At 60.8% G+C, this 10939-nt stretch carries 10 protein-coding genes; 3 read left to right on the forward strand and 7 right to left on the reverse strand.

Annotated elements, in window-relative coordinates; genetic code table 11:
- Positions 1-27 precede the first annotated feature (27 nt).
- The 6 genes from P3T40_RS24495 to P3T40_RS24520 all read right to left on the reverse strand — a co-directional run bounded on the left by P3T40_RS24495 (position 28) and on the right by P3T40_RS24520 (position 6936).
- Entirely contained in the window at positions 28-357 is a 330-nt protein-coding gene (locus P3T40_RS24495; RefSeq protein WP_429270290.1) for a hypothetical protein, read from the reverse strand.
- Positions 358-559: 202 nt separating this feature from the next.
- Positions 560-3319, reverse strand: coding sequence for a UPF0182 family protein (locus P3T40_RS24500; protein WP_429270291.1), 2760 nt, complete (start codon positions 3317-3319; stop codon positions 560-562).
- A 130-nt stretch (positions 3320-3449) separates the two neighbouring features.
- The gene (locus P3T40_RS24505; protein ID WP_429270292.1) at positions 3450-4196 is read right to left on the reverse strand and encodes an SDR family NAD(P)-dependent oxidoreductase; all 747 of its coding nucleotides are present in this window, start codon (positions 4194-4196) and stop codon (positions 3450-3452) included.
- A gap of 191 nt (positions 4197-4387) precedes the next feature.
- Positions 4388-5878 (reverse strand): S41 family peptidase, encoded by a 1491-nt coding sequence (locus P3T40_RS24510; protein WP_429270293.1) that lies wholly within the window; start codon positions 5876-5878, stop codon positions 4388-4390.
- Positions 5879-5993: 115 nt separating this feature from the next.
- Positions 5994-6410 carry a DUF1398 domain-containing protein gene (locus tag P3T40_RS24515; RefSeq protein WP_429270294.1) on the reverse strand — a complete coding sequence of 139 codons (417 nt, stop codon included), beginning with the start codon at positions 6408-6410 and terminating at the stop codon, positions 5994-5996.
- A 52-nt stretch (positions 6411-6462) separates the two neighbouring features.
- Positions 6463-6936 (reverse strand): MarR family winged helix-turn-helix transcriptional regulator, encoded by a 474-nt coding sequence (locus tag P3T40_RS24520; protein ID WP_429270295.1) that lies wholly within the window; start codon positions 6934-6936, stop codon positions 6463-6465.
- A gap of 749 nt (positions 6937-7685) precedes the next feature.
- Here P3T40_RS24520 and P3T40_RS24525 point away from each other — a divergent pair.
- Positions 7686-8696: a helix-turn-helix domain-containing protein gene (locus tag P3T40_RS24525; protein WP_429270296.1), complete on the forward strand. Its 1011-nt coding sequence runs from the start codon at positions 7686-7688 to the stop codon at positions 8694-8696.
- A 91-nt stretch (positions 8697-8787) separates the two neighbouring features.
- Here P3T40_RS24525 and P3T40_RS24530 read toward each other — a convergent pair whose 3' ends face one another.
- Positions 8788-10095, reverse strand: coding sequence for an MFS transporter (locus P3T40_RS24530; RefSeq protein WP_429270297.1), 1308 nt, complete (start codon positions 10093-10095; stop codon positions 8788-8790).
- A gap of 192 nt (positions 10096-10287) precedes the next feature.
- Here P3T40_RS24530 and P3T40_RS24535 point away from each other — a divergent pair, with 192 nt between their 5' ends.
- The gene (locus P3T40_RS24535; protein WP_429270298.1) at positions 10288-10482 is read left to right on the forward strand and encodes a hypothetical protein; all 195 of its coding nucleotides are present in this window, start codon (positions 10288-10290) and stop codon (positions 10480-10482) included.
- Between the two features lie 152 nt (positions 10483-10634).
- A complete protein-coding gene (locus P3T40_RS24540; RefSeq protein ID WP_429270299.1) occupies positions 10635-10889 on the forward strand; it encodes a hypothetical protein in 255 nt (84 codons plus the stop codon).
- Positions 10890-10939: the final 50 nt, after the last annotated feature.

Below are 10939 nucleotides of genomic sequence, written 5' to 3' on the forward strand. Positions count from 1 at the left end.
GCCCGCCGCCGGTGTGGCGTGGCGCGCTTACTGCCCGGACGGCTGGGCTTTGTGCTGGTTGGCGCAGTCCGCGGTGGCGATCATGCTGGCCTGGTCGGGCGTCATGCCCTGACCCTCGAGGCTATAAACCTTGTCGATGATGGCGTTGATGGCCTGCCGGTCGGAGTCGTTCTTGTAGTACTTGGCGGCCTGGTCGAGCGCCTGCGTTTTCGTCTTCTTGTGCAGGCGCCACGACGCGACCTGCCCGGCAATATCGCCAAGCGCGAAACATTGATCGCTGACTGTCTGCGCCACCGCCTGCACGGCCGGTTGCGCGAGGCAAACCGCCAGCGCTGCTGATACGACGACTCGCTTCATTCCTGCTTCCTGTGATTGGCTGAGGGACGGTTCATGGGCGAGGGCGTTGCCCGCCGCGTGTGAACCGTCAAACGGAACGGCGTAGTTTACCGGTAAGCGGGCCGCGTTGCGTTGTCGGCCGGCAATCCCGCGTTAGCGCGTTAGCGCGGTTGCGCACCGTCGCACCGTCACGCCGGCGGTAGAGCCGGCGCTCAAGGCGGCCTCATTGCCGCCCTTGGGTCCGCCCGCCGCCCAGCGCTTCGAGTAGCGGCCGCAGCGCATCGAGTTCCGCGCCGAAACCGCTCCAGTCGCCCGCCTTCAGTCGCTCGATGGCACGGTCATAGTGGGCTAGCGCGTCACGGGCGCGCGCATCCGCCGTGGCGCCCGGTGGCGAGGCCAGCGGGGCGTTTTGCTCGAAGAGTGCCGCCAGCGCGCCGCCCAGGGTCTCCGCCATGACCACCCGGTCTCCGTATGCCGCGATCACCCGTTTCAACTCGGGCAACTGCCCCGACTCCGCGCGCAAGTACAACGGCGAAACGTAAAGGATGGAATTCTCGATCGGCACGACCAGCAGATGGCCGCGAATCACCCGCGAGCCCATCTGGTTCCACAGCGAGATCTGCTGTGAAATCTCAGTGTTCTGCTGGATACGTGCCTCTATCTGGAAGGGCCCATACACCAGTTTGTCCTTCGGGAAGGTATAGACGACCAGCTTGCCGTATTCGGGCGGGTCGCAGCGTGCCGCCAGCCACGCGATCATGTTGTCGCGCTGGTTCGGAACCATCGGCAGCATCAGCACGAACTCTTCGTGCGGTTCGCCCGGTAGCCGCATGATCGTGTAGTAAGGCGCCATCGGCGTGCCGGGCGCGTTAGCGCCGTCGATCCCCACCAGTTCACGTGGGAACTGCCAGAGGTCTTCGCGGTTGTAGAAGACTTCCGGTGCATCCATGTGATAGGCCCGATACAGCTGCGCCTGGATCAGAAACAGATCCTCGGGGTAGCGGATGTGCTGTTGCAGGTCTTGCGGCATCGCAGCCAGCGGCTTGAAGAGCCCCGGGAAAATGCGCTGCCAGGTGCGAACGAGAGGATCATCAGGATCGCTAACATAAAAGTCGACCGTGCCGTTGTAGGCGTCGATGACCACCTTGACGGCATTGCGAATGTAGTTGGCGCCGTCGTCCGTGCCCGCCTGGGCATAGGGGAACCAGCGGCTGGTCGTATACGCGTCCTGAATCCAGAACAGGCGCCCGTTGCTCACGACAAGGTAGGGATCGTGATCGAGCATGAGGAACGGGGCGATCGTGCGCACCCGGTCCTGAATGTTCCGGTGCAGCAGAATCCGGCTGTTGCCTGTGATGTAACCGGTGAGCAGGATGTTGGGGTCGTCGTACTGCCAGGCAAACAGGCTGCGCCGGGCGGTGCTGCCGAGGCCGACGCCATCGCGCCCGCTGTAGGTGGTGTAGACGTTGTCCTTGCCCTTGGGATAGTCGAATTCGGGTACGCTGCCGTTGACGATGACATAACCGCTGCCGCCTTCGCCGAAATAGACCCGCGGTTGAACAATGGTGGGTCCGCCGCTCGCCACCGGGGGGATATCCTGCAGGTATAGGGAGGGCAAACCTTCCGTCGATTTCTCGGTGACCGGCGACATGACGATGCCGTTGCCGTGGGTAAACAGGAGGTGCAGGTTCACCCAGGTCTGGGCGTTTTCCGGCAGCATCGACGGCTCCAGTTCGCGCGCCGACAGCATCACCTGCCGGTAACCGGAGGCGAGCCGGTAGCGGTCGATGTCCACCGAGAGAAATTTGTAGTAGGTCCGGATCTCCTGCAGCTGGGCATAGGTATCCAGCAGCGGCTGCACGTCCCACAGGCGGATGTTGTCGACGGTTGCGCGATTCGCGTCGAGTGACGCGAGATCCAAACCTAGCTCGGCCGGAAACGGCTTCACTGCAATCTGCCCGAGTCCGTAGGCCCTCCGCGTCAGCGCGATGTTGTACTTGATATACGGCGTTTCCAGTTGCAGTTCGCTCGGTTTGACATACAGGCGCTCGAACAGCGCGGGGTAGATCTCGGCGAACAGCAAAGAACTGCCGAACAACACCAGCAGCGATGCGGCAGGAATCCGATAGCTCAGCCAGCGCATGTTGAGCCACGACACGACTGCTGCAGCAGCGGCCACGCCGACCAGCAGCCACAGCACCGGTAGTTCGACGTGGATGTCGGTATAGCCGGCCCCGACCACCACGCCGTTGTCGCCGTAGAGCAGCAAAAAGCGGTCGAGCGTATAAGACCAGGCTTTCAGCGCAAAGAACAGTCCGAGCAGCGCCGAGCCATGCGCCGTGGCCGCGCGCGAGAGTCCGCGTGGCATCTGCTCGACCGTGATGTCGCCGCGTATCGCATAGACGAGACCGGCCACGATCGCGCTGCCGAACAGCAACTGCAGCAGCCAGTTCTTGAGCGCGATGCAGGCGGGCAGCGAGAACAGATAGAAACCGATGTCCTTGCCAAAGACAGGATCGCGCTCGCCGAACGGAACCTGATGCACGAAGCGCAGCACCAGGTCCCAACTGGAGGTTTCCCCCGCGGCGATAACGAGTCCGAAGGCGAGCGCTGCACCGGCGATGCTGATGCGCCAGGGAATGTGTGGCGCGAGCTGCTCCGCCATCCCGCTGATACGCTCAGGTGTGCCGGGCGCTTGAGCCACTTCCACCTGCCAGCTGCCGGGCCGCCGTGCGCAGCGGTGGGCAATGAAGCCCGACGCGCCGATCACGCTCGCCGACACGGCGAACACGGCGGCGAAGAGGAGCGCCTGGGCGGAGATGACCGTCCAGAAGACGTTGACATAGCCGATTGAGCCAAACCACAGCCAGTCGACCACCACGCCGGTGATGCGCCCAGCGACGATCAGTCCGGCGATTACCGCCACCACCACCGCGATGGCGGTACGGCTGAATCGTACGCGGGGTTTTGGTTGCGGACGCATCGACCCTCCTCGATCGGCCCGCGACTCGTATTGGACGCAAAGCCTGATCGAATGATTGTATGCCGGAGGGTCAATCGATGTTGCGGGGCGCTCGCAAGCCTGCTTGCGAAACGCCGCGCTCTTCGTGCGCCTAACGCAAGCCACCGCCCGTCAGCAGTTGCTCGCCCGTCAGCCAACCCGCGTCATCCGAGGCGAGGAACACCGCCACCCGGGCGATATCCTGCGGCTGGCCGATGCGCCCGAGCGGCGTCTGAGCCACCAGCGCGGTCTCGATGTCGGAACCGACGAAGCCTGCGTCTTTCGTACCTTCGGTCTCCACCATGCCAGGATTAATGGTGTTGACGCGAATCTTGCGCGGGCCCAGCTCGCGTGCCAGCACGCCGGTAATCGCATCGACGGCGCCCTTGGTGCCCGTGTACACGGCGCTGCCCGGCGGGGTGATGCGGCTCACCACCGAGCCGATGTTGATGATGCTGGCGCCTTCGCCCAGGTGCTTCGAGGCCGCCTGGGTGGTGAGCAGAAGCCCGAGCACGTTGACGTTGAAGTGCCTGTGGAAATGCTCTTCGCTGATCTCTTCAAGCGGCGAGAACTCATAGACGCCCGAGTTGTTGACGAGGACATCGAGACGTCCGTACGTTTCGATGGCGGAATCGATAATGCCTTGTGCGTCGGCGGCCTTCGAGACATCGCCGCGCACGGCGATCGCGTTGCCGCCGGCCTGCGTAATGGCGGCGACGACTGCATCAGCGCCTGCCTGGCTGGAGGCGTAGTTGACGACGACCGACGCGCCTTCCGCGGCGAGCGCTTTAGCAATGGCCGCGCCGATACCTTTCGATGCGCCGGTTACGACGGCTACTTTGCCGGTGAGCTTGGTCACGATTGAATCCTTTCAGGGGAATAGATCGGAGCACTTGCGGGATGTTTCTTGCAGGTGCATTGGAGGTACGGCTGAAAGGACTGTAGATGATTGACCGCGCGGGATCATCGGGCCCGCGGCGAATTCATTTGACGGATGTGGCGAACAATGGAGCGGGGCGGAAGCGGACCCGCCCCGGTTGTCAGTGATCCTCAGTGCTCAACCGGTTCGCCCTGCGATTGCGGCGGTTCGCTCTGTGCGAGACGGCGCTCGAGCAGCGCCTTCGATTCCAGCACCGGTTTGCCTTGCAGCTTGTTCAACGCCTGTTGCAACATGAAGTCGTCGCTCGAACCAAATTCCACCGGCGCCCGGTCGCGATCCCTCTGGCGCTGTTCCGGCGTTTCCTTGTCACTGCGTTCTTCGAGCAACCGCAATTGCTCGATACGGTCCTGCTGGCGCGCTTCCAGTTCTTTCTTCTCGTTCGGATCCTGGATGTTCGCGAGGTGATTCGGATAGTCGGCTTCGCGCGTCACGAGCGCGTCGTCGGGGTCGCCGTCCGCAAACTGGTCGACAGGAACGTCGGGACGGATGCCGATGTCCTGGATCGAGCGGCCGTTCGGGGTGTAGTAGTACGCCGTCGTCAGGCGCAACGCCGTGTCTGAGGTCAACGGCACCGAGGTTTGCACGGAACCCTTGCCGAAGGTGGTCTTGCCGAGGATCACCGCGCGATGCGCGTCCTGCAACGCCCCAGCCACGATCTCAGATGCTGACGCCGTATACGCGTTGGTCAGCACGATCATCGGCACGGTCTTGAAGATGGCCGGCTCGTTCTCCAGCGGATCACTCGCAAAGGACGACAGCCGGTAGTACGCATAATTGTCGCGATAGGCGCGCTTCGAGTACTCGACCTGACCGTTGGTGGTCACGACGATCGAATCGCGCGGCAGGAACGCGCCCGCTACACCGACCGCGCTTTCCACCAGGCCGCCACCGTTGTTGCGCAAGTCGAGAATGAGCCCCTTCAGATTCGGCTGCTCGTGAGCGATCGTGCTGAGCTTGTCCGCCAGATCGGGCGTGGTGTTCTGCTGAAAGCTCGTAATGCGTACGTAAGCGTAGCCCGGCGCCGGCACGCCCGTCTTCACGCTCTGCAGTTTGATAATGGCGCGCGTGACGGTCAGCGGGAACGTGCGGTCTTCGCTCTTGCGATAGAGGGTGAGCGTGACCTTGGTGCCTGGGTTACCGCGCATGAGCGTCGAGGCCTGATCCGGCGTCATGCCGTTGACGGGTTTGTCGTCGATGCGCGTAATCAGGTCGCCCGGACGAATGCCGGCCCGAAAGGCGGGCGTGTCGTCGATTGGCGCGATGACCTTGATGAGGCCTTCTTCTGCTCCGGTTTCGATGCCGATGCCGGCGAAGCGGCCAGTGACCTGTTCCTGCAAATCCTGAAAGTCAGTTTTGTCGAGATACGCCGAATGCGGATCGAGGCTCGACACCATGCCTTTGATCGCCGCAGTGAGGAGCTTGTCGTCGTCGACGGGTTCGACGTATTCGTGCTTGATCTGCCCGAACACTTCGGCAAAAAGTCTGAGCTGGTCGAGCGGGAGTGGGGCAGACGGAGGTTCAGCGGCCGACGCGAAGCCGGGCAGCATGGCCGCGGCACCGAATGTCATGGTCAAGGCGAAGAAACAGGGTAATTTCCGCATGATGACGATCCGGTATGCATGGAATTTCTCAACAGTACCGTAGCCGTTTTCGTTTCGCAATCGTGGGCAACGACGTGGATCGGTTCGTCGCTGAAGTGGAAGAGACGTATGGCTGCTATTTGACTTCTACTGCCGGATAGCTTTCGATGTATGACTCGCCGAGACATCCGTAATAGCTTACCGTGCGTGCATTGAGGTTCACGTCATAACGAACCACGCCCGCCTGCCAGGAGGCCAGCAGGAATTCAGCAAACGTGCTCTCTCCGGCCTGATCGACGCGCAACGCCCGGATCAGCGCATCCCGATCGAATCGCGGCACGTGGGCCGCACCCGATAACAACGGCGTACCTTGCACGACCACCGGGCCTTCATCGGTCAGATACAGGCTTTCACAGGCCGGCAAGAACCATACATTACTGCTCACCCCTGCGCGGCGAAGGGTTTCGGCCAGATACGGAAATCCGCCGACCTTTGGCCGGGCCGCCATGGCCCGTTGCTGCGCCGCCTCGAGATTTACGATCGCCTTGCTCATCTACGCTCCCCTTAAAACTGTGTTGCTACGAATCCGTCGTCCGCATTACGCGTCAGTCCACGGGAACGCTGTTTATCCGATGCAGCTCTGCAAGCTTGCTCAACAGGCTTCGAAGCGTGGTCTGCTCGTCAGGATCCAGAGCGCCAAAGAAGTGTTCGTCGTTTTCATCGGCAATCGTGGCGAGCGTGGGCAGAGCGTGTCTTCCCTGTAACGTCAGAGAAAGGAACTGGACGCGGTTGTCCTCCTCACTCGTCGTCCGGACGATCCATTGCTTTTCCTGCAGCTTGTCCAGCACCTTCGAGATCGCCCCACGCGTCATGCCCATCAGATCGGCGAGCCTGGCCGGTGTCATGTCCGTGCCACCTTGAATCTGATTGAGGGCGACCCATTCGGCCACCGATACGCTCCGCTCTTGCAAAGCACGCGCGAAGTTGCCCGAAACATGATTGGACACGAGTCGCAGCCAGTAGCCCAAATGTATGTCGAGAGTAGGCTGGGATTGCATCGGCGTCTTCTGATGGCGCATAACGAGGTCCGTCGCAGATTGATTTCCATGGAAACTACTATGGTTTCCATGGAAACTTGTGTCAAGCGCTGTCGTTAGCGGGAGGGATCATCGGGCAGGTCTCGTTTCCGCGTAAGGAAGCGGAAAGGAGAACAGGTAAAAAAAATTAAAAACTGGCACGCACGGTCAAGTGTGGCGATAAAAAGCGATAAGAATGGCGCTGGGTTGCTATGACGGGATCGGGGATCTGTCGGACAACCCGCACAAAAACAAACAATCATAAAAAAAGCCGACCGGAATCCGGTCGGCTAAAAGATTCTGGCTTTTCCGAGGGCCGCGCCAAAACCTGAGAGAACTGGCATTATCGCATCGGCGGTCAACTTGTGTGGCCGATCGAGCTCGCCCGGCGATCCTTGATTGCCGGGCGAAGCCTTTTTCCCTTTACGGTCACCCTACCTTCATTCATACCTGGTCAACTGGCCAGTGGTCTTTGAAAGCCGCTACGGCTCGTTCTCCAAGGCGACAGACGCGCCGCGCTGACACTTTCCTTACGGTACTCGACGAAGGTTCAATTGCATCCGTGTTTCCGCTCGCGTCGGCGCGTCCGGTTTTCACGGACTGTGCCGGTCAGGATTGACCATACGAGCTGTTCCTGAATGATTTCCCGCGCGATGTACGAAAAAGTTCATGCAAAATGAATTTTTCGGTTAAATTTCCGTAGCGGCTGCCCCGGCCGCCGTCGAAGCCACTTCAGTCACCAATCGTTTTACATGAACGCCCGCGCTACCCCAGCCGATCTCTGCCGTCCGTTTAAAGACGGTATTGCCTATAGCCATTTCAGCGTGCTACGGGAGCCGCCGCAGCGGCAGTTGCTGGCGTGGCGGGAGCGGGTCGGCCATGTTATCGACGTGCTGCCCTCGCGATCCGATCTGGAAAAGCCGTTCCATGCTTCGATTGACCGTTATCAGGTCGGCAAGCTGGCATTTACAGATTGCCGGTCGGACCTGATGGTGCTCGAGCGGTCGCTGGCCCGGATCTCGGTAGACAAGGTGCGCGACTTCGCCTTTCATGTGTTTCTGGAGGGTGGCACCGAAAACATCGTCGTGCCGACTAACCGGCGCTACAGTAGCGCTTCGGCGGCAAGCATCGTCGCGCTGGATATGGGGCAACCCATCCGCATGCAGCGCAATGCATGCAGGGTGCTGACGTTCTTTGTACCCGGCGAAATCGTCCAGGAAGTCTTTCCTGATCCGGATGCCCTTCATGGCCGCACACTCCATAGTTCCGCACCGTTCGCACAACTGATCGTCGAGCACATTGCGGCGTTGGCCCGGAACATAGCGTGCATGAGCGCCGACGAAGCGGACGGCGCTATTCGCGCAGGCGCCCAGTTCCTCGTCGCCGCATTTGGAAAGGAGGCGGGACTGAACGGCAACGCGCGTGCGGCGGCCCGCGCGGTCATGTTCGGTCAGGTGCGGCGCCATATCAAGGCGCACCTGTACGAAGAGACGCTGTCTCCCGAAACCGTGCTCGACGCGCTGCACTTGCCACGCCGGAGCCTGTATCGCCTGTTCGAACACGAAGGCGGTCTGAGTGCCTATATCCGGCATCTCCGGCTAAGGAGTGCGGCCGACGATCTGGCGCGCTTCCCGCATATGTCAGTGACGAATATTGCCTACGGAGTCGGCTTTAAAAGCGCCTCGGACTTTACGCGGGCCTTCCGGCGTGCCTACGGGATGGCACCACAGGATTTCCGGGCGATGGCCATCAAGTCGGGTTAGGCAAGTCGGCCTCGAAACGGCCATATTCCGTCGCGGACGAGGCGCCCGGCGTCGACCCGAGCACACGCACACGCGCACGCCGGTTCGGAGTTCAGCGCTTGAAGGGCCGTTCCTTGAACAACAGCAGCGCGCAAAAACTCACCGCGCATGCCGGCGTCACATACCAGGCTGCAGACATTGGATTGCCCGTCCATTTGATCAATCCCGTCACGATGAATTGAGCCGTCCCGCCAAACACCGCGACGGCGAGCGCGTGCGACACCGCCATGCCGCTAGCGCGCACCCGTACTGGAAGCGATTCAAGCACCAGCAGGGTGACGACACCGGCGCCGAGCGCCAGCAGCAAACTAACCACCGCGACGCCACACAGGATAGGGAGTGCGCTTTTCGCGTGGGTCATCATCAGAAACACGGGATAGATCAGCAACGCCATGCCTCCCGAACTGACGAGCGCCAGTGGTTTGCGGCGCGGCAGGCGGTCTGTGAGAAGGCCGGCAAGCGGCGGAATGCAGACCAGCAGTAGTGCAGAGCACGCGGATACCTGGAAGCCGGTCATCGCGGGCATATGCTTCACTCGAGTCATGTAGCTCGGCATGTAGTAGACGATCGCGTAGACCGGTATGGTATGCCCCATCATCATCAGCATTGCCAGGAAAATGGTTTTGCCGTGTGCGCGCAGAAGTTCGGCCGACGGCATGGAGGTATGTTTGGCAGCGCTGGCGGGAAGCGGGGTCTCGCGCAGCCTTTGACGAACGTACATACCGACAGGAGCGACCAGAAGGCCGATCAGGAACGGCACGCGCCAGCCCCACGCGGCGAGAGCGTCCGGCGACATCGTGCTGGTGAGCAGCACGCCCATGGCTGCGCCCAGCAAGGCCGCCGAGCCCTGGCTAGTGAACTGCCAGGCGAGCAGAAAACCACGCCGCGCTACGGGCGCGGACTCCATCACGAAACTCGCGGCCACGCCGATGTCGCCACCGACCGCAAGGCCCTGCAATGATCGACCGGCGACAATAATCAACGGCGCCGCGACACCTATCGTGGCAAACGACGGGCACAGGCCGAGCACGGCGGTCCCGGCAGCCATCATCCAGCAGGCCCTCACCATCGCCGCACGGCGCCCGACGCGGTCTGCATATGCGCCGATCATCATCGCGCCAAGCGGGCGCATGAAGAAGCCGACGCCAAACGTGCCGACTGCCATCAGCAACGAGGTCATCGGGTCTTTTGCGGGGAAGAACTGCTGCCCGATCATGACCGCGAAGAAGCCGTACACGGTGAAATCGAACATTTCGATGCCGGTCGCGAGTGACGCTGCGACAACGGCTTTGAGAGTCTCGCGGCGATTGGTCTGATCGCCGTCTGGCTGGTCGCATTGCGCGACGTAAGTATTGGTCATTCTTTCGTAGCGTGATCGATATGGGCGCGTGAGCTTCGTATGGAAAAGCCGTGCTCACTGCATGATGCATTTCAACATACCACGTTTGCCCACAATATTTGCGCGAGTCGAACGTCTTTGTTTTCAGGGCGCAACATGCTCCCGGCTTTGGACACTGAGATTTATTTCCCTCTTTTATAGTAGGGCTTAACCATGAATATCGATGAGATCGAGAAATTTCTTCGCGAGGCACGCGCCGCCAATGGCCCCAGTCCTCTTCAGGATGTACAGAACTGCGATCCGGAGGATTATGCGGACTACGGCTTTTCAATCTTTCCCGCCCAAGGCTTTCTGTCGATCAATATACCGATCAAAGGCGGTACGTTGCTGTCGGTCAAAATATTCTGAGCGGAATCGGGCTGGTCGATCAGGACTCTGGAACAACATCGCAAGGGATGGACGAGTAAATTAAACATTTGTCATGGTTTCATCAGATGTGCGGTAACGACCGACAGGTATCCTCAAAGCGAATCCCGACCTCGTTGAAACCGCAATCAACCATGTCCAAAGTCAAAACCTTTGTCGCCACCGCCGCTCTCGCTGCCGCTTCGTTGTCCGTCCATGCAGGCACGATAAATTCACCCGGCTTCTGGACCACGCCAACCGTTCACGGCTACGGCAAGATGCACTTTCTTCCGAACGGCGCTTTCAAGCCGCAGCCGGGTCACACCTATAAGGTGGTTTTCTCCTTGACGCAGGGGGCCAAGGACGAATGGCACTTACTTAAGCCAGCATGGAGGAGAAGACGCGGGTAAGTACTTGAAGAGAAACGGAGGAGGCTGATCCAGGGATTGATAGGATGGTT

This window comes from Paraburkholderia sp. EB58, assembly GCF_050436665.1.
Lineage (GTDB): Bacteria > Pseudomonadota > Gammaproteobacteria > Burkholderiales > Burkholderiaceae > Paraburkholderia.